25 protein-coding genes are annotated in these 25,277 nt (G+C 70.8%); 11 read left to right on the top strand and 14 right to left on the bottom strand.

The window, feature by feature from the left end; translation table 11 throughout:
• The first annotated feature begins 73 nt into the window (after positions 1-73).
• Genes DP939_RS34885 through DP939_RS34875 form a run of 3 tightly spaced genes read left to right on the top strand, consistent with a single transcriptional unit; the run spans position 74 to position 2,595 of the window.
• Positions 74-1,174, top strand: a complete 1,101-nt coding sequence (locus tag DP939_RS34885) for a radical SAM protein (protein ID WP_199565616.1) — start codon at positions 74-76, stop codon at positions 1,172-1,174.
• Complete coding sequence (gene tmk / locus DP939_RS34880) at positions 1,171-1,773, top strand: dTMP kinase (RefSeq protein WP_158578863.1); 603 nt, start codon at positions 1,171-1,173, stop codon at positions 1,771-1,773. Before DP939_RS34885 ends, tmk begins: the two co-directional genes overlap by 4 nt.
• Before the next feature lie 33 nt (positions 1,774-1,806).
• Complete coding sequence (locus DP939_RS34875; protein ID WP_147268249.1) at positions 1,807-2,595, top strand: endonuclease/exonuclease/phosphatase family protein; 789 nt, start codon at positions 1,807-1,809, stop codon at positions 2,593-2,595.
• Here the strand turns inward: DP939_RS34875 and DP939_RS34870 are convergent.
• A complete protein-coding gene (locus DP939_RS34870) occupies positions 2,592-3,146 on the bottom strand; it encodes a class IV adenylate cyclase (RefSeq protein ID WP_113985106.1) in 555 nt (184 codons plus the stop codon). The genes DP939_RS34875 and DP939_RS34870 overlap by 4 nt on opposite strands.
• Before the next feature lie 291 nt (positions 3,147-3,437).
• Here DP939_RS34870 and DP939_RS34865 point away from each other — a divergent pair, with 291 nt between their 5' ends.
• Together DP939_RS34865 and DP939_RS34860 are read left to right on the top strand one after the other, a co-directional pair.
• Complete coding sequence (locus DP939_RS34865) at positions 3,438-4,037, top strand: TetR/AcrR family transcriptional regulator (protein ID WP_113985105.1); 600 nt, start codon at positions 3,438-3,440, stop codon at positions 4,035-4,037.
• An 18-nt stretch (positions 4,038-4,055) separates the two neighbouring features.
• Positions 4,056-4,313, top strand: coding sequence for a DUF3703 domain-containing protein (locus DP939_RS34860; RefSeq protein WP_113985104.1), 258 nt, complete (start codon positions 4,056-4,058; stop codon positions 4,311-4,313).
• Between the two features lie 3 nt (positions 4,314-4,316).
• Here DP939_RS34860 and DP939_RS34855 read toward each other — a convergent pair whose 3' ends face one another.
• A complete protein-coding gene (locus DP939_RS34855; RefSeq protein ID WP_113985103.1) occupies positions 4,317-4,682 on the bottom strand; it encodes an amidohydrolase family protein in 366 nt (121 codons plus the stop codon).
• A gap of 177 nt (positions 4,683-4,859) precedes the next feature.
• Positions 4,860-5,729, bottom strand: a complete 870-nt coding sequence (locus DP939_RS34850) for a LysR family transcriptional regulator (protein ID WP_113985102.1) — start codon at positions 5,727-5,729, stop codon at positions 4,860-4,862.
• Between the two features lie 71 nt (positions 5,730-5,800).
• Between DP939_RS34850 and DP939_RS34845 the strand changes: the two genes are divergently transcribed.
• The 4 genes from DP939_RS34845 to DP939_RS34830 all read left to right on the top strand — a co-directional run bounded on the left by DP939_RS34845 (position 5,801) and on the right by DP939_RS34830 (position 8,411).
• Entirely contained in the window at positions 5,801-6,475 is a 675-nt protein-coding gene (locus tag DP939_RS34845; protein WP_113985101.1) for a type 1 glutamine amidotransferase domain-containing protein, read from the top strand.
• 213 nt (positions 6,476-6,688) lie between these two features.
• Positions 6,689-6,889, top strand: coding sequence for a hypothetical protein (locus DP939_RS34840; protein WP_113985100.1), 201 nt, complete (start codon positions 6,689-6,691; stop codon positions 6,887-6,889).
• A gap of 131 nt (positions 6,890-7,020) precedes the next feature.
• Positions 7,021-7,563, top strand: coding sequence for an RNA polymerase sigma factor (locus DP939_RS34835; protein WP_113985099.1), 543 nt, complete (start codon positions 7,021-7,023; stop codon positions 7,561-7,563).
• A complete protein-coding gene (locus DP939_RS34830) occupies positions 7,560-8,411 on the top strand; it encodes a hypothetical protein (RefSeq protein WP_113985098.1) in 852 nt (283 codons plus the stop codon). The genes DP939_RS34835 and DP939_RS34830 overlap by 4 nt, the downstream gene beginning before the upstream one ends.
• A gap of 59 nt (positions 8,412-8,470) precedes the next feature.
• Here the strand turns inward: DP939_RS34830 and DP939_RS34825 are convergent, their stop codons facing one another.
• The 3 genes from DP939_RS34825 to DP939_RS34815 are packed head-to-tail and all read right to left on the bottom strand — an operon-like array spanning position 8,471 to position 11,785.
• Positions 8,471-9,145: a response regulator gene (locus DP939_RS34825; protein WP_113985097.1), complete on the bottom strand. Its 675-nt coding sequence runs from the start codon at positions 9,143-9,145 to the stop codon at positions 8,471-8,473.
• Entirely contained in the window at positions 9,142-10,332 is a 1,191-nt protein-coding gene (locus DP939_RS34820) for a sensor histidine kinase (protein ID WP_113985096.1), read from the bottom strand. Before DP939_RS34820 ends, DP939_RS34825 begins: the two co-directional genes overlap by 4 nt.
• Positions 10,333-10,336: 4 nt before the next feature.
• Positions 10,337-11,785: an alpha/beta hydrolase gene (locus tag DP939_RS34815; RefSeq protein ID WP_158578861.1), complete on the bottom strand. Its 1,449-nt coding sequence runs from the start codon at positions 11,783-11,785 to the stop codon at positions 10,337-10,339.
• A 169-nt stretch (positions 11,786-11,954) separates the two neighbouring features.
• Between DP939_RS34815 and DP939_RS34810 the strand changes: the two genes are divergently transcribed.
• Complete coding sequence (locus tag DP939_RS34810; protein ID WP_113985094.1) at positions 11,955-12,404, top strand: CBS domain-containing protein; 450 nt, start codon at positions 11,955-11,957, stop codon at positions 12,402-12,404.
• Positions 12,405-12,408: 4 nt separating this feature from the next.
• Here DP939_RS34810 and DP939_RS34805 read toward each other — a convergent pair whose 3' ends face one another.
• The 5 genes from DP939_RS34805 to lhgO form a co-directional block, all read right to left on the bottom strand.
• Positions 12,409-13,902: a sensor histidine kinase gene (locus DP939_RS34805; protein ID WP_113985093.1), complete on the bottom strand. Its 1,494-nt coding sequence runs from the start codon at positions 13,900-13,902 to the stop codon at positions 12,409-12,411.
• Entirely contained in the window at positions 13,877-14,593 is a 717-nt protein-coding gene (locus DP939_RS34800) for a response regulator transcription factor (RefSeq protein WP_318656335.1), read from the bottom strand. Before DP939_RS34800 ends, DP939_RS34805 begins: the two co-directional genes overlap by 26 nt.
• A gap of 111 nt (positions 14,594-14,704) precedes the next feature.
• Positions 14,705-16,132: a HAMP domain-containing sensor histidine kinase gene (locus DP939_RS34795; protein WP_113985091.1), complete on the bottom strand. Its 1,428-nt coding sequence runs from the start codon at positions 16,130-16,132 to the stop codon at positions 14,705-14,707.
• Positions 16,132-16,836, bottom strand: a complete 705-nt coding sequence (locus DP939_RS34790; RefSeq protein ID WP_113985090.1) for a response regulator transcription factor — start codon at positions 16,834-16,836, stop codon at positions 16,132-16,134. The genes DP939_RS34795 and DP939_RS34790 overlap by 1 nt, the downstream gene beginning before the upstream one ends.
• A gap of 71 nt (positions 16,837-16,907) precedes the next feature.
• Positions 16,908-18,092 carry an L-2-hydroxyglutarate oxidase gene (gene lhgO / locus DP939_RS34785; RefSeq protein ID WP_113985089.1) on the bottom strand — a complete coding sequence of 395 codons (1,185 nt, stop codon included), beginning with the start codon at positions 18,090-18,092 and terminating at the stop codon, positions 16,908-16,910.
• A gap of 65 nt (positions 18,093-18,157) precedes the next feature.
• Between lhgO and DP939_RS34780 the strand changes: the two genes are divergently transcribed.
• Positions 18,158-18,520 (top strand): hypothetical protein, encoded by a 363-nt coding sequence (locus DP939_RS34780; protein ID WP_113985088.1) that lies wholly within the window; start codon positions 18,158-18,160, stop codon positions 18,518-18,520.
• Between the two features lie 6 nt (positions 18,521-18,526).
• On the opposite strand, the gene DP939_RS34775 is transcribed toward DP939_RS34780, so the two are convergent.
• From DP939_RS34775 to DP939_RS34765, 3 genes are all read right to left on the bottom strand, one after another.
• Positions 18,527-20,974, bottom strand: a complete 2,448-nt coding sequence (locus tag DP939_RS34775; protein ID WP_113985087.1) for an SCO7613 C-terminal domain-containing membrane protein — start codon at positions 20,972-20,974, stop codon at positions 18,527-18,529.
• Between the two features lie 74 nt (positions 20,975-21,048).
• Positions 21,049-22,017 carry a phosphotransferase gene (locus DP939_RS34770; RefSeq protein ID WP_113985086.1) on the bottom strand — a complete coding sequence of 323 codons (969 nt, stop codon included), beginning with the start codon at positions 22,015-22,017 and terminating at the stop codon, positions 21,049-21,051.
• Between the two features lie 11 nt (positions 22,018-22,028).
• Complete coding sequence (locus DP939_RS34765) at positions 22,029-25,262, bottom strand: NACHT domain-containing protein (RefSeq protein ID WP_113985085.1); 3,234 nt, start codon at positions 25,260-25,262, stop codon at positions 22,029-22,031.
• Positions 25,263-25,277 lie beyond the last annotated feature (15 nt).

The following is a 25,277-nucleotide window of genomic DNA, read 5'->3' as shown; positions in this document are numbered from 1 at the left end:
ACCCTATGAGAACGCTGAGCGGGCCGTCCCTTCAGCACCGCCCCCGGTTCTCTCGCCGCGAGGAGGATCATTCGTGAAGCGTCTCGTCCTCGATACTCATGCCGCTTCCTGTTACTTCCGCACTTCAGTAGCAGGTGAGGGCCGCAAGGCGCTCGTTCAGATCACCGAGCGGTGCAACCTGCATTGCGCGCACTGCTTCGTCTCCTCCGGCGACTGGGGACAGCACATGCGCTTGGACGACCTGGTCCAGACCGTGTTCCCCCGACTGCAGCGGGCTCGCGTACAGCGCCTCACCTTGACCGGCGGGGAGCCGTTCGCCCACCCGCACATCATGGACATCTGCCGCGCCGTCGCCGACCTCGGTCTGCCATTGGGGATCTGCACCAATGCCACGCAGACCACCACTGAGCAGATCACCACCCTCGCCGACCTCGGCAACGTACACGTCAATGTGTCCTTCGACGGATTCCGCCGCGAATCGCACGGCAAGTTCCGTGGCAACCTCGCCTCCTTCGACACCACCTTGGCCACCGCCCGCGCTTTCGCCGAAGCCGGTCTGCTGCAAGGACTGCTGTCCACTCCCAACGCCCTCACCGACGCCGAAGAGTTCGCCGCCTTGTGTGTCTTCGCCGTCGAAGTCGGTGCTGAGTACGTGCTGATGAACCCGCTTTCGGCGTTCGGGCGCGGAGTGAAGAGCCAGGGGCGCCTAGCCGCCGGTACCACCACCATGCGCGCCATCTATGACCTCACAGAGCGATATCGCGCCCAAGGCATCGACGTGGTACATATCCGGTTCCCCAACGACGACGGCAAACCGCTGTCCGGCTGTGACGCGGGACGGCTGATCTACGTCTTCGCCGACGGCGCCACGGCGGTCTGCCCTTATCTGGTGTTCGCCGCCCGAACCCCCCACTCGCAGTACCCCGACAGCGACTTCCTCGTGGGAAACATCCTGCACGAGGAGGTCGCCCCGGCCCTCGACGACTACGATCTGGCCGGCAAGCTGCGCATGGGCACGAACCCAACCTGCCCCTCATGCTCGCTGAACGATTCCTGCGGCAAGGGCTGCCCGGCCGCCGTCATCTCCCAGCGACAGCGCATCGGCGAGGTGGACACCGAGCAGTGCCCCATCACCGAACAGCCCCTGTTGCAGATCACCCCGCGCCGCTCATGACCAACGGCCTGTTCATCGCAGTGGAAGGCCCGAACGGCGTCGGCAAGACCACCACCGCCGCACGGCTGGCCGACCGGCTCCGCGCATCCGGGAGCGCCGTGCATGTGACCACCGAACCGTCCGGCACCGCGCTGGGAAAATTGATCCGCGCCACTGAGAGCTCCCTGACCGGCCGCGCGCTGGCCTTGGCGGTGGCCGCCGACCGGTATGCCCACATCGAAACCGAGATCGCCCCTGCACTGGCTGCGGGCATGACCGTGATCAGTGACCGTTACGTCCAGTCCTCACTGGTGCTTCAGCGGCTCGATGGTTTACCAGTGAGAGAGATCTGGCATTACAACGCTCATGTGCCACCTGCGTCTCTATCCTTCTACCTGTACCACACCCCACAGGTGCTGCGGCAGCGGCTGGACCTGCGCGCCAGGCGTTCGCGGCTGGAGGCCGCCGGTTCCCCCGAGCAGGAGATCGCCCTGTATGAGGAAGCGTTCGCCTTTCTGGCCGCCCGCGGTTGGCGGCAGGCGCTGATCAACTGCCGCGGCCTGGATCCGGATGGTGTGGCCACGCGGCTCCTGCGGCATCTGGAGCAGCTCGGAACGTGAGACGAAGGGTCGGCGGGTTATATGGTCGCGGCGTTGACGGTCAACATCGGGGCCGCGTCCATGACGCGCGCCGAAATGCTGCTGCGCTGGCTGGCCGGCCGGCCTGAAGATATCTTCCTGCTGACCGAGACCAGCGCAGGTTCTGGTACGGCCTACATACTGGAAGCGTTTCGTCGAGCGGGGTACGCGGTCATCAAGACCCCGGACGACGGCGAACGGGGAGCGGCGCTGGTCAGCCGGATCTCCCTGGCCGGGCCACCGCTGCTACTTCCCGAGGTCAGTATCCCCGGCCGGGTGGCCGCCGCGGGCCTGGACACCACCCCGCGCACTTGGTTTCTCAGCGTGTACGTACCCAGCCGGGACCGCAGCGCCGACAAGACCGCTCGCAAGGAGCTGTTCATCGCCTCACTACTCAAAGCCGTGGCCGAACTGCCCGCCGAGCAGCGCGGCCACCTGGTGATCGGCGGCGACTACAACGTGATCGCCGCCGGGCATACCCCGCCTCACCCGGGGTTCCTGCCGTTCGAGTACGGCCTGCTGGACACTCTGAGCGCTCAGGGGTTCATCGACACTTATGATCACTGTTATCCGGCCGGGCCACACCCGCATAGCTGGATCGGCCGGACCGGGGCGGGCTACCGCTACGACTACTTCCATGTAGGCGCGGCCCTGGCGGGCCACATCAGTGGCTGTGCCTACCTGCATCAGACCCGCGACCTGGGGCTGACCGACCACGCTGCGGTGCGACTCGAACTGGGCCTCGACGCTGTGCGCCTGCCGTACCGAAATCTCGCTGAGCCGGAGGAGATCGCGCTGTTCTAGGCAGGCGTCAGGGCGGCGCGAACGAGTGAGTCGTAGGTGTCGGTGGTGCGCTGCAACCGTACGCCGAGGGAGCATGCGAAGGCGTCCAACTGCTCTTGTACGGCGGTGCCGGACTCCGTAGCGTCCACCGTACGCTCGATCTCCACGAACACCCCGGCGTGTTCCACCTCGTCCACGCAGATCGTCATCCCGTCCAGGCGAGCGGTCCGGCGGGTCTTCACGATCCGTACGGTCGGCTGGAAGCCCATCGCGATGACGGCCTCGTGCATCTGCTCGCGATCGGCGACCTCGGTCTCCCGTTCCAGGCACGCCATCTCGTTCGCGAGCGGCTTCTTGACCGTGAAGTAGTGCCGGCCGCCCTGAGTACGCAGCCGCGCGAACGCCACCCCGATCTTGCTCTGCCCGTAGGCCCACCCGGGTTCGGCGTACGCCTGATCGTCCTGTCGTACCGGAGCCGACAAGATCGCCCCTTGGCGAGCCAGGGATTCCTCCAGGACACGAAGGTCGGTAACCAGGTATTTGACCTCTACTTCCTGGGTTTCCCCAGCCATACCGCCCCTTCCCCCGCCCCACAGTGACTGGAGGGAGCCTAGTGGCGGCAGTGCAGTCGCTGCCCCGCCTTTTGATGAACGCGGGAGGCCGGGCGTAGTCGACCAGCACACAAGCGACAACTGCGTTGAGGTCGCGCGGGGAGGGCCCTCTTCGCAGTTCGCGACTTCGAGTGGCCCGATGAGGCGCACTTGCCGTCCAGTTGCGTCGAGTGACCTGCATACATCCACGCTCTGCGTAACAACTTCTCCACAAACCCTGCAGTCTCTGCAGATTTTGCATAGACTGCAACAGTGGATGCAGGAGAAGGGCGGCGGGAGAGGCGGCGGATCGCTCGGCGGGTGGCGATTCGGGGGGTGGCCGTGCGGCTGGCGCTGGAGCGGGGTGGGCCCGATGCGGTGACGGTGGAGGAGATCAGCAAGGCGGCCGACATCTCACCGCGTACCTTCTTCAACCACTTCCCGACCAAGGACGCCGCGTTCTCGATCGAACCGCACCAGTGGACGACCGAGGAGATCGTGGCCGAATTGCGTGCCAGGCCGGAAGGCGAACCTGCCGCCGTGGCGATGCGCGAGGTCATCAAGGCCATGGCGCACGCGGCCGACTTCGCGCATCTGGCCGAGGAATGGGAACTGCTCCAGGAGTTGTACCGGCGGCATCCCGAGCTGTTCTCCCGGCTGCGCTTCGACCAAGTGGACATCACCATGGCGGCTCTCACCACCGAGATCGCCGAGCGGATCGGCCCGCCGCTGTCCGAAGGGATATATCCAAGCGTGCTGGTCGGCGCCGCTTTCGCCGCCCTCCAGGCGGCCGAGAATCGAGGTCGCGTCGACCCGCGGCCTCTGGACGAACTCATCGACGAAGCATTCGAGGTCCTGATACGGGGCCTGTGAACCTACGGGGAGGCAATTATGACCGACACCACGTACGAATTAGAGATGGAGAACGGCCGAGCCGCGCTGGCCGTGCGAGATTTCCGCACGGCGTACCGTCACTTCGGCCGAGCCCACAACATCGGCCACGACGTCCTGGCCCACCACCTGGCCGCCCACCGGGGCCTTATGGCCACCGCATGGAAACAGAGAAGGCTCGACCGTGTCATCACACAGCTCTTCCTGATGGGCGCGGCGGCGCTGTTCGACCGCGACAAGCAGAAACAGAGTGGTTAAGAGTTAAGTAACAGCGGCGTTTCGCAGCAGAGGCGTGGGGCGGGCGGAAGCCTTGGCCGCCTCGGTGAGCAATGCGAGTGGACGGCCGTCGCGGAGCATCGTACGTCCGGCGACGAGCACCGTGTCCATGTGTGCCCGGTCCATCTGCAGCACCACCGTGCCCGCAGGGTCGTGGACGGGCGCGACGTCGGGGCGGTCGGCGCGGAGCAGGGGCAGGTCGGCCTGCTTGCCGACGGTCAGGGAGCCCGTGCGGTCGTCCAGGCCGGTGCGCGGGCTCCCGCGCCGTACCGTGCTCCGCCCACCGGCCCGCCTGTAGGCCGCCCACATCTGGGTGAACATGTCGGACGATCCGGTCACCTCGACGTCCATGCTGAGGTTGATCGGTCCAGATGGCGGGCGGTCACCATCGGGTACCCGCGTCCCATCATCAGTTTCACGGCGGGCGAGACGGACACGCTGCCGCCCGAGCCGGCAATGACGCGCAGGAAGGTCGTGCCCGGGACCACCGCCCTGCTCAACGAACGCGGCTCACGCGGCGGCAGCCCGCTATGACCAGGCGTGCCCCTGGAGGAGCAGGTGCCCGTGGACGGCGCGCGCCGCCGGGTGCTGCGTACCCGCTCGTGAGGCCAGGAAGAGCGTGTTGATCGGGGGCAGTTCCGGCTCCAGCAGCGCGATGAGCCTGCCGTCCGCCAGTTCGGCCGCACAGAGGTACCGGGGCAGCACCGTGGCCCCCGCGCCCGCCATGACGGCGGCCAGCACGCCGCGCAGATCGGGGACCACGACCGCCGGGCTGCGGGTGAGGCGGGTGTCGAAGACGGTACGCCAGTAGCGGCGCAGGATCGGCAGGTTCTCCGCGTAGGCGAGCAGCGGGGCGTGTTCCAACTGCTCGAACGTCCATCCCGGGGCGGCCACCAGGACGAACTCCTCGTCGCACAGCGGTTCCACCCGCAGGCCGGCCCTGCGCGGCCGGACGCTGGAGATCACCAGGTCGAGGCTGCCGTCGGCGAGCGCGGACAACAGGTCCTCGGGGAGCCCGAGCGCGACCCGCAGCCGCAGCCCGTCGCGCACCATCGGGGCCAGCGACGGCAGCACCCGCGCGCAGACCAGCTCGGCGGGCCCGCCCAGGTGTACGGCGCGGGCGAACACTTCGGCGGGCTCGCCGAGGTCACCTGTGACGAGTTCTTCGAGCGCGTCGAGCGGCGCGGCGACGCGCCCGGCCAGTTCGTCGGCGGCGGGGGTCGGGGCCATGCCGCGTGCCACCCGCTCGAACAGTGGGCGGCGCACCGCCTGCTCCAGGGACTTGATCTGCGCGGTGACGGCCGGTTGGGAGAGTTGCAGCAGCTCGGCGGCGCGGGTCACCGAGCGGGCCCGGTAGACCGTGAGGAACGTACGGAGCAGGTCATAGGACAGACTCATCAGAATCCTGATGATACCTACTGTGATGCACTATTGGCGTGTTATGGGTCGCGTGCGGCATTGTCGAAGGCATGAGAATTCTGATGGTTCTGACCAGCCACGACACCCTGGGGTCCACCGGACGCAAGACCGGCTTCTACGTGTCCGAGGCCGCGCACCCGTGGGAGATCTTCACGGCGGCCGGGCACGACGTGGACGTCGTGAGCGTGGCGGGCGGCACGCCGCCGCGCGACGGCGAGGACGCGGCCGACCCGATTCAGCGCCGCTTCCTCGACACGCTCGGTGTCACGCCCGCGGCGGCGGACGCGGACGCCTCGGCGTACGACGCGATCTTCTTCGCCGGTGGCCACGGCACCATGTGGGACTTCCCTGACAATCCGGTCCTCGCGGGGCTGACGCGGGACATCTACGAGCGCGACGGCGTGGTGGGCGCGGTCTGCCACGGCCCGTCCGCGCTGGCCGGCGTCACCCTGTCGGACGGTACGCCGCTCGTGTCCGGCAAGCGGGTGGCCGCCTTCACCAACGCGGAGGAGAAGGCCGTCGGCCTCACCGAGGTGGTGCCCTTCCTGCTGGCCGACCGGCTGGTCTCCGAAGGCGCGACCCACGTACCGGGCCCGGACTTCGCGGCCCAGGTGGTGGCCGACGACCGCCTGGTCACCGGCCAGAACCCGGCCTCCGCGCAGGGCGTGGCCGAGGCGGTCGTCGAGGCGTTGGCGAAGGTCTCCCAGGGTGGCGTACGCGCGTAGCTAGTAACCGAATCTGAAGACAGCCCCTGCCCTTGACGGGTAGGGGCTGAGGTGCGTTGTCCGGCCGGGCTGTGGCGCGGCACCCGGGCTTTCGCGTCTCTGGCTGCCGGCTGTCCCCGCTCGTTTGTCGTGTCCATATCCGGACATGGCGCGAACCAGCCGGTGTGCCGACACGTCCAGACGAGGTACCTCTACTTGTCATGGAGTCGCACAGTGCGCCGGCCCCCGCCACTGCCCGGCCAGCACCAGGGCACTCCTCAGCAGCCGCTGTACATCCGGCAGGTCGGCAAGTCCGTCACGGCGCCGGCGTGGACGGTGGGGCAGATCCTCGCGCTGATCTTCACCGGGGGCATGGCCTACCCGTGGATCTGGGCCCGTCGGCGGCGCCGGACCACGATAACCCGGCACCGCTAGCGGCGACCGGGCCGCGCGTTCGCGGCTCGTACCCGTGGTGACGATTGGTTCTCACCGGGGGCGAAACGCTCGGCGAAGGTGCCGGACATGTATCGAGGTGTCCAGACATCTTGATACAAGGAGCGTCATCTGTGACCCATCCTCCGGGAGCGCGAGATCGCTTTGAGGCGATCTATCACGCGTACTACCCGGTCATCCACCAGTACGCCGCCCGTCGTACCGGCTCACCCGAGGACACCGCGGACGTGCTGTCCGAGACGTTCCTCACGGCGTGGCGGCGCATCGCCGACGTACCCGAGGGCGAGCACGCGCGCCTGTGGCTGTACGGCGTGGCCCGCCACGTACTGGCCAACCAGCGGCGCGCGCAGTCGCGGCGGGCCGGGCTGACCGAACGGCTCAAGGACGCGTGGGCCACGCGGTCCGACTCCGGGGCCGCTGGGCTCGACCATGTGCGGGAGGCGTTCGACGGCCTTTCCGTGCATGACCGCGAAGTGCTGGCGCTGGCCTGCTGGGAGGGCCTGAGCGGTCCGGAGATCGGCAAGGTGCTCGGCTGTACCGGGACGGCGGCCCGCATCCGGTTGCACCGCGCGCGTAAGCGGCTGGCCAGTGCGCTGGGGCCGGCCACCGTCGAGGAGGAGCAGGCGATCGTGGAGCTGAGGGGAGAGAATCTGTGAGCAAGCTCGACCGTATGGTGGCGGCCATCGATCCCGCACCGCAGGCGGCGGAGCCTGGGGCGGAGGCGTCGGCGCTGTTCGAGACGATCGTCGCGACGCCGGTCAAGGGCGGACGGCGGCGGGTACGACGGGCGGTGGTGATCCCGCTCGCGGCGGTACTGGGGGCGGTGGCTGTCGTCGTCGGGCTGGCGTTCGTTCCGGCGGACGCGCCTGGCGGCATCGCGCCGAGCGCGGCACTGGCGTTCCAGCGTGTGGGGGACGACTGGGTCGTCACCATCAAGGACCTTTATGCCGAACCTGAGCGCTTCGCGGCGGACTTCAAGGCCCGTGGGTTCGACATCGAACTGATGACCGGGCCGGGCTCGCCGAGCGTGGTGGGGCAGCTCGCGATGAGTGAGACGGCGGAGGGTACGACGCCGGTGAAGGAGGAGTCGGTGGGGTGCGACTCGCCTGGCGGGGGGTGCACGGTCTCGTTCCGGATTCCGGCGGACTTCAAGGGGAGTATGCGGCTCGGCTTCGCCCGTCCGGCTCAGGCTGGTGAGCGGTACGAGTTCGCGGGGAGGGTGGATGCGGCGGGCGAGTTGCTGCATTGTGTGCCGTTTCGCGGCATGACGGTGGATGAGGTGCGGGGGGCGCTGGCTGAGCGGGGCGGCTCTATTGAGGAGTTCAGGGTGGGCGAGAGGTCGGACAGGGCTCGGGAGGTGCCGGGGGGGTGGTACGTCGAGAGCGCGGTGCCATCGCTCCCGGGTCAGGTACTCGCCTGGGCACAGCCGGACCCGCCGCGGTTCACCCCCGAGGAGAAGGCGAATATGAAGAAGAGCATGGCCGGATGCCCCGGTGGTAACTGAGTAACGTTCACCCAGGTCGCGTGGCACACGGTCGGTGGTGCCACCGTCGACGTGGTGGGTCAGCGGCCCGGGGTGATCAAGCCGGACTCGTACGCGATGACGACCAGCTGGGCGCGGTCGTGGGCGTCGAGTTTGGCCAGCAGGCGGCGGATGTGGGTCTTGACGGTGACCCGGGAGATGCCGAGTGCCTGCGCGATCTCGTCGTTGGTCCGGCCCCGGCCGACCAGGAGCAGCACCTCCCGCTCGCGTTCGCTGATCCCCAGCAGGTCCGGCGCCGTCAGGGCGGCCGGACCGGGCGAGGGACGGCGGGCCAGCTCGGCGATCAACCGGGTGGTGACGCTGGGCGCGATGAGCGCCTGGCCGTCGGCGACCACGCGCAGCGCCGCCAGCAGGTCGGCGGCCGGGGTGTCCTTGAGCAGGAATCCGCCGGCCCCCGCGCGCAGCGCCCCGTAGACGTACTCGTCGAGGTCGAAGGTGGTGAGCACCAGTATTCGCACCTGCTCGGCCCCGGGCAGCTCGCAGATGCGCCGGGTGGCCTCGATGCCGGTCATGCCGGGCATGCGTACGTCCATGAGCACGACGTCGGGCCGCAGCTCGGCGGCCAGCGCCACCGCCTCCTCCCCGGTACCCGCCTCGCCCACCGTGACCAGGTCGGGGCTGCTGTCGATGAGCAGCCGGAAGGCGGCCCGCAACAGCCGCTCGTCGTCGGCCACCACGATCCTGCGGCGGTTCACCGGCCTTCCAACGGCAGCCGGGCGAGCACTTCGAAACCGGCCGGTGTCGGCCCCGCGGTCAGTGTTCCGCCGTACAGGCCCACGCGTTCACGCATCCCGGCGATCCCATGGCCACCTGCGGAGGTAGGCTCCGCGCGCCGCTGCCCCGGGGGTGGCCCTTCATCGGCTATCCGCACCCGGATCCCGTCCGCCGCGGAGGTGACCGCGACCAGACAGCGAGTGGGGGCCGCGTGCTTGGCGACGTTGGTGAGCCCTTCCTGGACCAGCCGGTACACGGTCAGCCCGGCTCCGTTGTCCAGCCGCAGCCCCGGATCCACCTCCAGGGCGACCTCCACACCGGCCGCGGCGGCGTCAGCGGCCAGATCGGGCAGGGCCGCCAGCCCGGGCGCGTCCCGTGGAGCACCGGCATCGGCATCGGTCTCGTCGTGGCGCAGCAGGCCGAGCATGCGCCGCATCTCGGCCTGCGCGGCCCGTCCCGTCTGCTCGATCTGCGCGAGCGCGCTCCTGGCCTCCTCCGGCCGTTCCTCCGCCAGGTGGCCCGCGACCGTGGCCTGCACGGTGATCACGCTCATGCTGTGCGCGACACTGTCGTGCAGGTCCCTGGCGATGCGCAGGCGTTCCTCCAGCACGGCCTGTCGTGCGGTCCTGACCGCCAGCCGGGTCATGAACAGCCGCCGTTCGCGTACGACCAGGCCGGTCACCCACTGGGTGACGAACAGGAGCCAGCAGATCACCACCGCGCCCGCCGCCTCCTCCGCCGGCCTGGCGAGCAGAGCGGCCACGCTGAGCGCCGTCCCCGCCCCCAGCAGGTACAGCACGGCCGGTCCCCGGCGGACGCTGGTGGCCACGGTGTAGAGGGCGATGGTCACCGCCATCGGCTGCGGCCAGGCCAGTGACCGTATCGCGTCCGGGATGTCACCGACCGGGAACGGTTCGGTGGGCACGACGCCCATCGCCACCGACGACGCGGCCACCGCACAGACGGCCACCAGCACCGGCACCGGCCACAGCCGCCGCGCCGCCAGCGGCGCGTACATGCCCAGCAGGTACGGCACGGACATCGGGCGCCCGGTGACGAGCGCGCCTCCCACCAGCAGCGAGCAGAGCGCGACGGCCATCACGACGTCCAGTGCGACCCAGTGCCCGCGGCGCAGGCGTCCCACCAGGAGGAGAGGCCGCTCGTTCATGACATCACGGTACGGCAGGGCAGGTGATCCCCTGGCCAGGCACGATACCGCGCAGCAGGTATCCCTCGACGGGACCGGCGACGCAGGACCCGCCGTCGGGGTAGGCGCCGTGCAGATCACCCTGGTAGGAGATCAGAACGCCGGTGCGCAGCTTCCCGGCCAGCGCGGCGGCACCGGTGAGCGGCGCCGCGAGGTCGTTCTTGGAGCCGACGACGACGATGGGGGTCTTCCCGGTGTGCGCCACCGTACGCCCCTCCGGCCGGTCGGGCACCGGCCAGAAGTTGCAGGCGGGCCCCAGGAAGCGACCGGCGACGGCGGACGGTCCGAAGATCGGCGAGGTCCGCTTCATGCGCACCTCGTCACGGCGGATCTCCCGCCAGGAGGAGCGCCGCTTGTCGTGGCAGTACGCGAGCATGCTCGACGCGGTGATCTCCTCCATCCCGTACGTGCCGTCGGGACGCGCCTGGGTCAGGAGGTCGGCCGCCTCCAGCAGCGGCTTGCCGTCGCCCTGCACCGCGCGGGCCAGCCGGGCCTCCAGCTCGGGCCACAGGGGAAGGGAACTGGTCAGCATCAGGGCGTTGGTCGCCTGCCCACGGCCGAGACGCCGGTCGCCGACCGGCAGCGGCGCCCGCTCCAGCCGCTTCAGCAGCCGCTCGACGGCCCCGTTCGCGGCCTTCACGTCCTTGCCGAGCGCGCAGCCGCGCCGCACGCAATCGGCCAGGAAGCGTTCGTAGGAGCGTTGCATCGAGGTCGCGACCTGCGACTCCGTGCGGAGGGAGTCAAGGCCGGGGTCCAGCCCGGCGTCCAGTACGACCCTGCCGACCCGTCCGGGGAAGAGGGTGGCGTAGACGCCGCCGACCACGCTTCCGTAGGAGACGCCGTAGTAGTCGAGTCGGTCCTCGCCGAGGGCGGCACGCAGGCGGTCCATGTCACGGGCGGTGTCGCCGCTCCCCGCGTGCCCCACGATCCGAGCGCCCTTCACACACCCGCGGACGAAGGCGGCGGTCTCGCGGAGGAAGGTCTTGTCGTAACCGGGGTCGAGGTCGAGCAGGCGGCCGATCGAGCGGCCGTCGGCGCAGCGCAGGGGGGCGGCCGTGCCGGTACCGCGCGGGTCGAAGGCGACCAGGTCGTACCCGGCGCGCAGGGCCTGGAACCGGGTGTGCTGCGCGGCCAGTGAGGCCACTCCGTTCGCGCCGCCGCCGCCGAAGTGCATCACCAGGGAGCCCAGGCGCCTGCCGGTGGCCTTGACGCGGGCGACGGGGAGTTCGATGGTCCCGGCTCGGGGGTCGGCGTGGTCGAGCGGAACGGTCAGCTTTCCGCACTCCATGCCGGTGACCGGCTGCGGCAGCCCCTTGCACGGCCCCCACTCGATGGGGGAGGCCGATGCCGTGGCGGATGCCGGGACCGCGAGGGCGGCGAGCAGGAGAGCGGATGCTGTGAGGCGTCTGAGCACGTCGAAGGGCCTTTCGGTGGCGTCTCGGTACGTGCAACCCTTCCAGCGGCCAACGCCCGATACGTCCGCACACGGAACGAACCCGCACAGAGCCGATTCCATCTCCCGGACGATGCCCAAGGCGTACGCACCACCCCCGACCGCCCAGGGTCGGTGCTACCTTCGCAATGTGCGCGCTGCTGATCTGGTGGAGCCGTTCCCCACCGTCGGGATCGATGATGACGCTATGGACGCGGCACGGCTGATGGCCGAGCAGCGGCTGGTCGGGGTGATCGTGATGGACCCGGACGGGCGTCCGCATGCCGTCCTCCCCGGGTCGCAGCTGCTGCGGATGGTGGTGCCGCCCTACATTCAGGCCGACCCCGCGCTGGCCAGGGTGGTGGACGAGCGGCACGCCGACCTGATGTGCGCCAGGCTGGCCGGCAAACGCGTCCGTGACGTCCTGCCGGACGAGAAGATCGGCCTCGCCGTCGTGGAGCCCGACGCCACCGCGATGGAGATCGCCGCGCTGATGAGCCAGTCGCACACCCCGCTGGTGGCGGTCCTCGACGGCGACCGGTACGTCGGCGCGATCACCGCGTCCGGCCTGTTCCGCCGCCTCCTGGCGGTCACCACCTAGATCGTTACAGGGCATCCGGGAGGGTGGGGATGCGGAAGTGGAACACCGCCCCCCGTCCCGGCGCGCTGTCCACCCCGATGCTCCCCCCGTGGGCCTCCACCAGGGCCGCCGCGATCGACAGCCCCAGCCCCGTACCACCCTCGCCCCCCACCCGGCTCCGCGACGGATCCGCCCGGTAGAACCGCTCGAAGATCCGTTCGACATCCGGCGCGGCCAGCCCCGGCCCTTCGTCCGCGACCTCCACCACCGCCTCCCCCGACGCCGAGACCCCCACCCGCACCACCACCGGCACGTCCGCCGGGGTGTGCCTGAGCGCGTTCCCCACCAGGTTGCCCAGCACCTGCCGCAGCCCGGCCTCATCCCCCGCCACCACCACGGGCCCGTCCCCCTCGTCCAGCCGTACCAGCTCCACCGGCCGCCCCGGCGCGAGCGTCTGGGCGTCCAGCACCGCGCCCGCCGCCAGGCTGAGCAGGTCCACCGGACGCCGTTCCAGCGGACGCCGCTGGTCCAGCCGGGCGAGCAGCAGCAGGTCGTCCACCAGTACGCCCATCCGGGCCGCCTCGTCCTCGATGCGGCGCAGCAGTGACCCCACGTCGCCCGCCGGGTTGTGCCGGTAGAACTCGGCGAAGCCCCTGATCGAGGTGAGCGGCGTACGAAGCTCGTGCGAGGCGTCCGCGACGAACCGCCGCATCCGTTCCTCCGAACTCCGCGCCGCCGAAGCGGCCCGCCGGGCCGCGGCCTCCGACGCCGAACGGTCCCGCAGCGCCTTCTCGATCTGCGCGAGCATGCCGTTGACCGCTCTGCCCAGCCGCCCCATCTCGGTACGCCGATGCCGTGACGGCACCCGCCGCGACAGGTCGCCCCCGGCGATGGCCTCGGCGGTGCGTTCGATCTCGCCGAGCGGGCGCAGGCTGCGCCGTACCAGCCAGTGGCAGGCCACCCCGAGGATCAGCAGTACGGCGGTGCCCGCCCCGGCGACGATGACGACGAGCCGGGAGACGGTCCGGTCGATGTCGGCCAGGCTGACCGCGATGACCTTGCTCTGCCGGTACCGGTCCACCACGGCCACCGCCCGCCACTGCGGCCCGCCCGGCTCGACCGACCCGACGCTGAACGGCCTGCCCTCGCGCCGGGCGAACTCGCCGGGAGTGAGGTGCGGCAGCGCGGGCCGGGACCCGTCGGTGGACTCGGCGAGGGTCCGCGCCACGTTGCCCGCGGCGTCCATGACGACCATGTGGAACAGCCCGTAGAGCCGCTGCGGGCGCAGCTTGGGGGGCTCGGGCGGTTCGTCGTCGCCCCGGTCCAGCGGCTTGGTGGCGGCCCTGAGCTGGTGGTCCACCCGTTCCATCAGGTACGTGCGCAGCGACTGCACCGCGAACAGGCCGGTCAGCGCGATGGCGGCGGCGACCAGGACCAGCGTGCCGGCCACCAGCCGGGCCCACAGAGGGGTCCGGGCCAGGCGTCTTTTCAGCTCAGTGCCGGGGCGCGCGAAGGACATATCCGACCCCTCGCAGGGTGTGGATCAGCCGCGGCTCCACGTTGTCGATCTTCCGGCGCAGGTAGGAGACGTACGACTCGACCACCCCGGCGTCGCCGCCGAAGTCGTAGTTCCACACATGGTCGAGGATCTGGGCCTTGGACACCACGCGCCCGGCGTTGGACATGAAGTAGTGCAGCAGCTTGAACTCGGTCGGCGACAGCCGTACCGGCTGCCCGGCGCGTTCGACGTGGTGGGCCTCCTCGTCCAGTACCAGGTCGGCGACCTGGAGGCGGGAGGGCAGGTCCAGGTCGCCCCGCGTACGGCGGAGCACCGCGCGGATGCGCGCCACGACCTCTTCCAGGCTGAACGGCTTGGTCACGTAGTCGTCGCCGACGCCCAGCCCGTGGACCTTGTCGTCGGTGCCGTCGCGGGCGGTCAGGAACACCACCGGCATCCGCCGCCCGCCCGCGCGCAGCCGTTTGGCGACGGCGAAGCCGTCCAGGTCGGGCAGCATCACGTCGAGCACGACCAGGTCGGGCCGGACGCGTTCGGCGAGCGCCACGGCCTCGTGGCCGTCGGAGGCGGCGATCACCTCGAAACCGGAGTAGCGCAGGCTGGCCGACAGCAGTTCTCTGATGTTCGGCTCGTCGTCCACGACCAGCAACCGCGCCTCAGGCGAACGACCGGCGCCCGGCTCCTGCTCAGCCACCGGAATCGCCCGCTTCATCTACTCGCACAAGGCCCTACTGTGCCGACGCCCGCTGGACCCTGGCTCAGCCGCCGCTGAGCGTTTGCTGACAGTCGCGCACCCGCGTGACCGTCACCCGGAGGCGAGGGGTTCCAGCGGAAGTTCCACGCGGAAGGTCGCGCCGCGGCCCGGCGGGGAGGTGACCGACACCGTGCCGCCGTGCGCCTCGACCAGGGCGGCCACGATGGCGAGGCCCAGGCCGGTGCCGCCGTCGTTCTTGGCGGCCCGGGTGCGGGCGGTGTCGGCGCGGTAGAAGCGCTCGAAGACCCGCTCGATCTGCTCGGGCGCGAGACCCGGCCCCTCGTCGGCCACCTCCAGTACGGCCGAGCCGCGGGCGGCGCTGAGCCGGACGGTGATCGGGGTGCCGTCGGGGGTGTGGGTCAGCGCGTTGGTGACCAGGTTGGCGATCACCTGACGCAGCCGTACTTCGTCGCCGCTGACGATCAGCGCCGCGCCGTCCACGGACAGGGTGAGTTCGCGGTCGGGGGCCAGGATGCGGGCGTCGTGCACGGCGTCGGCGGCCAGGGCCAGCAGGTCCACCGGGTCGGCGGCCAGGGGGCGCTGCCGGTCCAGCCGGGCGAGCAGCAGCAGGTCGTTCACCAGCAGGCCCATCCGGGCGGCCTCGTCCTCGACGCGACGCAGCAGTACGGCGGGGTCGCCCTCGGGGTTTTGCCGGTAGAACTCGGCGAAGCCGCGGATGGAGGTCAGCGGGGTGCGCAGTTCGTGCGAGGCGTCGGCGACGAATCTGCGCATCTTCTCCTCCGAACGCCGGGCCGCCGCCTCCGACGCCGACCGGGCCTGCATGGCGGCCTCGATCTGGGAGAGCATCCCGTTGAGGGCGCCGGCCAGGCGGCCGACCTCGGTGCCCGGTTCGACGTCGGGCACCCGGCGGCCCAGTTCACCGGCCGCGAACTCGGCGGCGGTGCGCTCGATCGCGACGAGCGGGCGCAGGCTGCGCCGCACGATGGTGACGCCGACCCCGGCCAGGGTGAGCATGACGCCGCAGCCGCCGAGCACCTCGATCATGGCGAGCCGGCCGGTGATCTGGGCGACCTCGCTGAGGTCCATGGCCACCACGAGCGTGCGGCGCTCCTCGTGGCCCACCGCGAACGACTGGACCCGCCACCGGCCGTCGCCCGAGGTCGCGCCGGCGGTGTAGGGGCCGGACACGCCGGACAGGCCGGACAGATCGGGCGGTGGCACCCCACCGGCCTCCATGCCGTTGACGGTCAGCATCGGGCTGCCGTCGGGGCGGCGCAGCACGGCCGTCACGTCGGCGGGCAGGCGGATGTTGGCCAGGGCGGAAAGGCCGCGTTCCATCCGGCGTTCGCCCTCGGCGCCGATCAGGTGGAGCTGGCCGTCCACCCGGTCCATCAGGTAGCTCTGCAGCACCGACACGCTGACCACGCCGATCAGCGTCAGCCCGAACGCCAGCAGCGCGAGCATGGCCGCGATCAGCTTGATCCGCAGCGGGGTCCGCCGGAAGAGGTTCCGGACCATCAGGGCAGCGGGGGTACTCGCAGCACGTAACCGACACCGCGCAGGGTGTGGATGAGCCGCGGTTCGACGTTGTCCACCTTGCGGCGCAGCACCGAGACGTAGGACTCGACGATGGCGGCGTCGCCGCGGAAGTCGTAGTTCCAGACGTGGTCGAGGATCTGCGCCTTGGACAGCACCCGCCCGGCGTTGGACATGAAGTAGTGCAGCAGCTTGAACTCGGTCGGCGACAGCGGCACCGGCCTGCCGCCGCGCCAGACCTCGTGGCTCTCCTCGTCGAGTTCGATGTCGGCGAAGGTGAGCCGCGGCGGCGGCCCGGCCGGGTCGCCCCCGGCGCGGCGGAGCACCGCCCGGATGCGCGCGATGACCTCCTCCAGGCTGAACGGCTTGGTCACGTAGTCGTCGCCGCCCAGCGTGAGACCGCGGATCTTGTCCTCCACGGCGTCTCTGGCGGTCAGGAACACCACGGGCGTGTGCGTCCCGCCGCCGCGCAACCGGCGCACGACGTCGAAGCCGTCCATGTCGGGGAGCATGATGTCGAGCACGATCAGGTCGGGGCGGTGCCGCTGCACGGCGGACACCGCCTCCAGCCCGGCCTTGGCCGTGGCCACCTCGAAACCCGCGAACCGCAGGCTGGCGGCCAGCAGTTCGAGGATGTTCGGCTCGTCCTCGACGATCAGAAGTCGCGCTTCCGGCGAATCGGTCACTGCACTATCTTTGCCCGGTCGGGTGAGATTCCTGTTAAAACCCCAGACTACGGGTCCCCGGAAGCGCTGGGTCAGGGCACGGCCTTGGCGATGTGCCGGGCGATGGCCAGGCTGGACGTCGCGGCGGGCGAGGGCGCGTTGCGGATCAGTACCACCCGGCTGTGCACGTCGATGACGAAGTCGTCCACCAGCGAGCCGTCCCTGCGCACCGCCTGGGCGCGTACGCCGCCGCTGGTCCGTACGAGGTCGCCGCCGGTCAGCTCGGGCACGTACCGGCGGGCCGCGCCCAGGAACGCCCGCTTGACCAGCGACCCGTACACCTCGCGCACCCCCGTGCGCCAGTGCTCGGCCGCCAGGCGCGCGGTGCCGGGGAAGGTCAGGATGCGGCGCAGGTCGGCCGGGCGGACCTGCCGCCAGGAGTAGCCCTCGTAGGCCAGCGCCATCACCGCGTTCGGCCCGACCAGGACCTCGCCGTCGATGCGGCGGGTCAGGTGGACCCCGAGGAACGGGTAGCGGGGGTCGGGGACGGGGTAGATCAGGCCGCGTACCAGGCCCTTGGCGGACCCGGACAGCGCGAAGTACTCACCGCGGAACGGCACGATCCGTACGTCGCCCGCCCGCCCGGCCATCCGGGCGACCGCGTCGGTGCCCAGGCCCGCGCACGACACCAGCCGGTCGAAGGCGAACCGCTCGCCCCCGGCCTGCACGCGTACCGTGTCACCGGACTCGCGCAGCGCCGTGACCGGATGCCGTAGTTTGACCGAACCGCCCAGTTCGGCCACATCGGCGGCGAGCCGGCGGGCAACGGCGGCGAAGTCGGCTATCGCGGTGTGCGGGGAGTGGACCGCGCCCACCCCCACCGCGTGCGGCTCGATCTCGCGCAGACCGAGCGCGTCGACCTCGGTGACGTCCGGGACGCCGTTGGCCCTGGCCCGCTCGGCCAGCCCGCGCAGCGCCGCGCGCTCGCCCCGGTTGGAGGCGATCACCAGCTTGCCCACCTCGTCGTACGGCAGGGCGTGCTCGGCGCAGTACTCCCGCAGCAGGCCCACGCCCTCCCGGCACAGCCGGGCCTTGAGCGAGCCCGGCGGGTAGTAGATGCCCGCGTGGACGACGCCGCTGTTGCGGCCCGTCTGGTGCACGGCGACCCCGGGCTCCTTGTCGAGCACGGTGACCTCGGCCCCGCGCGATCTCGCCAGCTCACGGGCAACCGCCAACCCCAGAATGCCCGCTCCGACCACTCCGATGCGTTCGCTCACGTCACGAAAGCTAGCGCCATGGGAGCTTGAACGCGATCGAACAGGGATTCGATTAATATGGTGGGGTGTATGTGCCACCTGACTGGCCGGAGGAGGTCCGCCCGCCCGGCAGTCCCGACTGGGAGACCTCGGCGGTCGCGTGGCTGCTCGACGCCGTGCCGCCCGACTACCGCTCCTACGGCGTGCTGCGCCGCCACCCGGTCGCGCTGTCCCGGATGGCCGCCCACCATGTGGGCGCGGCCATCGAGGCGGCCAGGGCAGGTTATCGCGGCGCGGCGGTCGAGTTGAAGGACCACCTGCCGCCGCACGCCGTCGAAGCCGTGCTGGAGACCTACCGTCAGGAGGGGCCGCGCCTGGTCCGCCTGGCCGCCGCCATCGACCTGGTCGATCGGGCGTTGCGCGGCGAGCCGTTCGTGCCCCGGCTCTAGCCGTCTTTATCCCAGTTTGGCGAGGGCGTCGCGGAGCTTGCGCACGTCGCGCTTGCGCGCCTCGTACGTCGCGCCGATCGCCACCAGCAGCGCGCCGCCGACCGCGATCGGCACCCAGCGGGGCAGCAGCAGCACCAGGTCGGAGATCCACGGCATCAGCTCGTTGCCCCCCAGCACGGCCAGCGTGAACCCGCCCTGCACCACCGGGGCCTGCATCCGCCACCGGGCCCCCGCCAGCAGTACGGCCAGCGACGCGCAGCCCAGCAGCAGCGGACGCACCCAGCCGGGGTCGGACAGCGCGGCGAGCAGGCTGGGCAGCAGCGTGAACGCCAGGCCGGTGCCGTAGAGCGACCACGACGACGGGCGGGAGCCCTCCCCGGCCTGCCTGAACCGCCACCACCCGAAGGCGAGCAGCACCAGCGAGAAGGGCGCGGTATACGCCTCGACCGCGTCCACGTCCTCGGCCCACAGCCGCAACCAGGTGGCGGCGAGCAGCAGGGCGGCGGCGATCTGGAACGTCGTGCGGTGGCGGCGGTCGGGGCGCAGCGCGGTACCTGCGGCCAGTACCCCGGCCGCCGCGCACGACAGGCTCATCAGCCGGGGATCGGGAGCGGTCAGCAGGATCCCGGCCCCGGCGAGGACATATCCCCCGCTCTCGGTCCCCAAGGTGCTGGTGCGGGCGGCGGTGATGGCGGCCAGCGCCGCCACGGCCAGTACGGCGAACGCCGCCTGCCCACGCGCCAGCCCCGCCGACACCGGAACGGCCAGCGCCTCGCCGCCGAGCAGTACGACGGCGGCCCCGGCCGCGTACGCCCGTACGCCCGCCACCCGCCCGGTCACCGCGACCGCCGCCGCCACGACGGCCAGCACCGGCAGCGCGGCGTGCGTGGCGGTCTCGTCGTCCAGCGCCCAGGCCGCCGCGTGGCAGGCGGCGAGCAGCGCCACCGCGCCGTAGAGCGGGGCCCGGCGGCCCGCCACCCGCGCGGCGGGCACCGCGAGGACGGCGGTGAGCGCGACCGTCGCCACCACGATCACCGGTTCCGGCAGCCCGAAGGCCACCGGGACCACCGCGAACGCCACCGCCGCCGTGATCAGCGCGACCGGTTCGGCCTTGCGGTGGCGGGCCCGCATGATGAGGGCGGCGGCGGTGAGCAGGAGCAGCGCGGCGGGCGCGGCGGTGGAGGCGGGCGGCCAGTCGATGCCCCAGATCAGTTCGGCGTGCCGCCAGGGCGACTCGACGGCCCGGCGCATCGGCGCGGCCAGGGTGGCGATCACCTCGAAGGCCATCGGCAGGAACCACAACGGGACGATCACCCCGGAGGTGACCGTGGCCGCCCGGCGTACGAGGGGATCGGGCAGGGCGAACGCCGCGCCGCACAGCGCCAGCGACACGACCATGCAGGCGACGAGCCGCCAGCCGACCGGCCCGCCGTTGGTGGCGTGCCCCAGCAGCGCCGTTACGGCCACGGTGAACGCGATCACGGCGACGACGGTCAGCACCCGTACGGCGTCCGGCGCCTGCTCCCGGCGGGCGAGGACGGACGCGAGGACCAGGATGCCGATGGCGGCGGCGATCAGGAGGGCCGCCGGGGGCAGCGCGCGCGGCACGTTCTGCGCGATGGCCGCTTCGCTGTAGACGGCCAGCAGGATGCCGGTACCGCCCGTCAGCGCGGCGCAGACCGCCGCCGTCGCTCTGAGCACGGCCGCTCTGTGCAGGTACATCCAGGCGAGTACGTCGAGCGCGGCGGCCACCAGGAAGGCGGCGGCGATCCAGTCGCCCCCGGGCTCCAGCGCGGGCGCGATGAGCGCGCCCTGCGCGAACACCACGGCGGCCGGGGCCGCCTGCCGTACCTTGACCACCCGAGCGTAACCGGCCAGCACCGCCGCGATCAGGCCGCAGACCAGCGCGGTGTAGTAGGGGGCGGGCAGCGCGTCCGAACCGGCCAGGCCGACCATGCGGGCCGCGTAGCCGTCCAGGACCATCAGCGCGACGCCGAACGCGGCCATCGTCTCGGCGGTCGCGGTCAGCCCGCGCCGCAGCAGTACCGCCGGGGCGGCCAGCACCAGCGCGGTCACTCCGGCGAGTACCGCGGCCCGTCCGCCGACGCTCAGATAGCCCCAGCTCACGACGGTGAAGACGAAGGCCGCCACGACGAGCAGCAGGCCGCCCAGCACCAGCAGCAGGTTCTGCGTGGCCTGGGCGGAAAGCTCCCGCCTGGGCGGTTGGGGCGGTATAGGTGCTGCGGGTGACCGGCGGAGTGCGGCCAGCAGTTCCGTACGACGGGCGTTCAGCCGGGCGCGTTCCCCGTCGAGCCCGGCGATGGCCACGTCCACCTGCCACAACTCGTGCGCGACCGGCCCGCGCAGCGGCAGCCCGCAGCGCGGGCACGCCTCGGCCGGATGCTCCAGCGGGCCACCGCAATCAGGACATTTGGCGCCGTTCGCCTGCTGCATAGGAGGGAGCATGCCGCGTCCCGCTTGCAGTTCACATGCGAAGATCTACCTAAGTATCACCTGGGTTTTCGTACTCAGGTCGCGATCTCCACGATGTCCCCCGGCTCGAACAGGCTGAGGAACCCCTCCACCGCGTCCTGCCGGGCCTCTTCGCTGAGGCGGGGGTCGAGGAGGACGCGTTCACCGAACTCGGCGATGTCCCTGACCGCCCAGGCCGCGCGGTAGAAGGAGAGCAGACGTTCGTCGGGCACGGTCGAGTCGCCATATCCCTGGAAGAAGGCGGCGGTGTCGTCCTCGCTCACCAGACCGGGGCCGATGCCCCGGATGACCAGCATGAGATCGCGTTCCCTGGGGGCGACGGCGGCCTCGTCCCAGTCGATGATCCAGAGGTTGTTCTCTTTGTCGATCAGGATGTTCCAGGTGTGCAGGTCACCATGGGTGAGTACGAGGGGCGGCTCCTCGGCGGCCAGCCTCGGGCCCATGGTGTCGGTGCGCTGGAGGAGGTCATCGATGATCTCCTTGCGGGCGGTCCAGTGGTCGGCGAGTTCCTTGGCGATGTCGTCCTGGGGGGCGCGCAAGGCGGCTTCGATGGCGGGGATCAGTTCCCGCCTGCCGGGACGGTACGTCTCGCGGTCGGCGGCCTGGATCAGCGCGGGGGTGAGGGGGGTGGTGTGAAGGGTGCTGATGGCCTTCCCGATCGTCCGCCAGTGCTCCGCCGACATGCCGACCTCGACGGCGGGGGCGGCGTCGAGGAGGGGGTAGAGGGCGAGCGCGAAGCCGTTGACGGTGGCGTAGGGGGCGCCGCTGGTGGTGGGGAGGGGGGCGAGTACGTGCGGGAGGTCCCGGAGGAGGGCGGGTACGGCGGCACCGGGCATGCGGCCGTCTCCAGCGCGGACCTTGAGGAAGTGGTCGTCGGCCCGGAAGGACCAGGAGGCAGAGTCGTTGCCGAGGGGGAGGAATTCGAGGATGGCGGGCTTGAGACCGAAGTGCGCGTCCAGGGCCTCGCGGATGGTCTCACTAGGGAGATGAGGTGCGTCTCGCATCCCTCCCGACCCTACAGACGTTCGGTCCTGACCCGCCCACCCAGCAGATGCGCATTGACCACCCGCTGACCTCTCCTCAGCTCGACGTGCAGGTCGAGCATGCCGGCGAGTGGAGCAAGATCGATGTTGTCCGCCACCTCGCGCAGTCGCAGGTGCGACAGCATGGGAAGCTCGGCGAGCGGGGATAGGTCCCGCACACCTGGTTGATCGAGATCCAACAATCGCAGCCGCGACTGGCTGCGTAGTGCTTCGATGTCCTCGACACCTTCGCAATGCGAGATCGACAGATAACCGAGGCCCAACCCAGCGAGCGCCGCGAGATTCACGCCGTTCAGGCGGGTCAACACCAGATCATCCACGGAGGGACAGACCTCCGCGATAGCCGCGAAGTCCTCGATCTCCGCATCCATCAGGTTGAGCTCTTCCAGTCTGGTCATGCCGGCCAGTGCCGATACATCGACCCGTGTATGGCCGCCGTCAAGGATCAGTGTCTGCAGTTCGACCTGCCGGGCAAGTGGCCCGATGTCCTGGCCGTGCCGCAGGCTGAGGCCGAGCAATTCCAGTCGCGGGAGCCGGTCCAGAGCCGTAAGGTCGCGGATCTTGAAGTACAGGGCGTCGAGCTGTCTGAGCCGGGCCAGCGAAGCCAATGGCGCGATGTCGATCGCAGGTGATTCCAGATAGCCGATCGACAGCCTCTCCAGCTCCCTGAGGCCACCGATCGGGCCGATGTCCTCGGTCCGGAGACCGTACAGGCCCAGCGCCCGCAGCCATGGCAGCTCGGCGAGAAAGCCCAGATCAGCGCACTCTCTTACGTTGACGGTCGTGAGGTGGCGCAGATGGCGGAGGTTGCGGCAATGCCGCTGCTCCCGGACGATGAACCGCTCTTTCAGCGGCGCCTTTACCAGCACCCTCTTTGCATATGCCGCAGAGTCGAAGTAGTCCCATCCGGCCACCAGTTCTTCTTGGACGCGGCCATCCGTGGCATAGCCCGCCAGCTTTTCCATCCCTCCTTCGCCATTGATCAACCACGCCGTGCGCACCACCAGTGCCGCCTTCTTCGCCGACAGCCCGGAAAGATCGTCGGGCAGCCGCCGCAGCACCTCCTCCCCCACGACCGCCAGCAGCGCCGCTTCCTCCTCGCTCTTCGGAGGGATCACCGCCGCGACGCACGCGTCGATCCGCTCGCGCAGGTCCATCGGGTACTCCTGGATCGTCTCCAGGCATCCGGTGACCACCAGCCTGAGCCGCCGCGTGTGCCCTGGCTCCGCGTCGGGACGGTCCAAGAGTCCGGCGAGCAGGTCGCGGCGCAGGCGGCCGGTGGCGTGGCCCGCCGTCATGATGACGACCTCGCGCCACTGGTCCAGGTGTGCCTTTTCGACGACTGCCTCGATGTCCTCGTCCTCGACGACCTGCTTCGCCGCCAAGTATTCCTGCACGGTCTTGTGTACGAAGTCGATCCGCCCCGGTACCGGCTCCCGGATCACGCCGCTCCTGCGCAACAGGTGATCCAGCACCTCATGCGCCGAGTACGGCATCCGGGTCATCGCCGCGAGCTTCTGCCCCACCAGCTTCAACGCCGTCGCCTTCGACAGCTCCGACCGCCCCATGGACACCAGCCGCCAAGCCAGTTGCCGCAGAACCCATTCCTTCTGCCCTTGGTCCAGCGAGACGACATCATCGATCCCCCGCTCCGCGTCCCGCCGTTCCAGCAGCATCGCCAGTACCGCCTCATACAGCGCCATCCGGCGGTGCGGCAGTTGCCCCCGGCGGTCCAGGTTCAACGCACAGAGCATGGCGGCGAGCAACGGAGTCGCCGCCAGCAACCGCAGATGCGGGTTGCTCTCCAGCCGGGACAGCAACCGCCCTTCATGGGCCTCCAGCTCGTCCGGGGCGCACGGCAGGCTCGGGGAGTCGCGGATGGCGATGTGCCATTGACGGATCAGCTCGCGCAAATCCTCAGGCGTCATCGGTTCGAGCAGCGCGCTGGAGAAGCCGTCGTCGGCCAGCCACCTGGACTCGGCGGCGGCCGGGCGGGAGGTGACCACGATGCGGAGCCCCGGGTAGGCGGCCAGCAGTCCACCGAGCCACTGCCGTACGGCGGGCCGGTGCTTCAGTACCAGCTCGTCAACGCCGTCCACGAGCAACAGACCCCGCCCGAGTTCGAGCACCCTCTGCACCCACCCGCGTGGCATCCGCCCCGCGACCTCCCGCGCCACGTCGTCCAGGAAGCTCTCCGGGGCCGGGAACCGCCCGCCGGCATGGCTGCGCAGCTTGATCATGAAGGGCACGCAGCCGTTCCACTCCCCCAGGTCGCCGGTGAAGCCGCCGCGTGCCGCCGTCACCGCGAGCCAGCGCAGCAGCGTGCTCTTGCCCGAGCCCGCCTCCCCCCGCAGCAAGGTCAGCCGGGAACGCCGCAAAGCCTCCTCGATGCGCACATTGCCCGGCTCCCGCTCGCCGTTCTCACGCAGCGACGCGATCGGCATCCGGTCCAGCGGCGCCCGGCGTACCGGGTCGCCGGACGACACGCTCAGGCTGATGTAGGCGACGCTGAGCGAGGTACGCGGGCGGTAGGTCTCCACCCGCACCCCGAACAGCTCCACCTCGTCCAGCACCCGGCTGACGTGGTCCAGGTAGCGGCGTTCGAAGGCCGCGTCGTCCTGGCGGCCCTCGGGGGCGTCCAGCGAGCGCGCCGGCATGCGGGCGAGCAGGCGTTCCATCTGCTCGGCCAGGCCGCCCAGCCGGCCCAGCGACTCGGTGGCCACCCGCGGGAGGTACTGCGGCAACTGCTGGACCATCCGCACCACGCACTCCAGCGACTCGACCAGCAGCACCGCGAACAGGCGGTCCTCGGCCTCGCCCAGATTCGGCGCGGGAAGGGTTTCGGCCACGCGTTCGGCCAGCCTGACGGCGTCGCCGTCGGCGGCGAGCAGCGCCGCGTCGGACAGATCGGCGGCGCGCAGGGCGTCGGTGACCTCGGCCAGTACGGCGGCACGCGTGCCCTCGTCCAGCCCCCGGTACTCCTGCTCGATCAACGGCCGCAGCCGGTCCTCCACCGCCAGGGCGATGCCCTGGACCTGGTTGTCGAACTTCCGCCGCAGCATCCGGTCCCGGAAGGTGACCTGGACGAGTTCGGTGAGGTCGGATTCGCGTTCGGTACGCCCGGCCCGCACCGCCAGCCACTCCCGGACCGCCCGCTCCGCCACCGCTTTGCCCGCGCTCGCCACGACCGCTTCCACGCCCGCCATGCCCCGATCATGCCG

Source organism: Spongiactinospora rosea (assembly GCF_003315795.1).
GTDB classification, from domain to species: domain Bacteria; phylum Actinomycetota; class Actinomycetes; order Streptosporangiales; family Streptosporangiaceae; genus Spongiactinospora; species Spongiactinospora rosea.
Note: the sequence above shows the minus strand (reverse complement) of the source record. Positions and strands in the feature narration are given on the sequence as shown.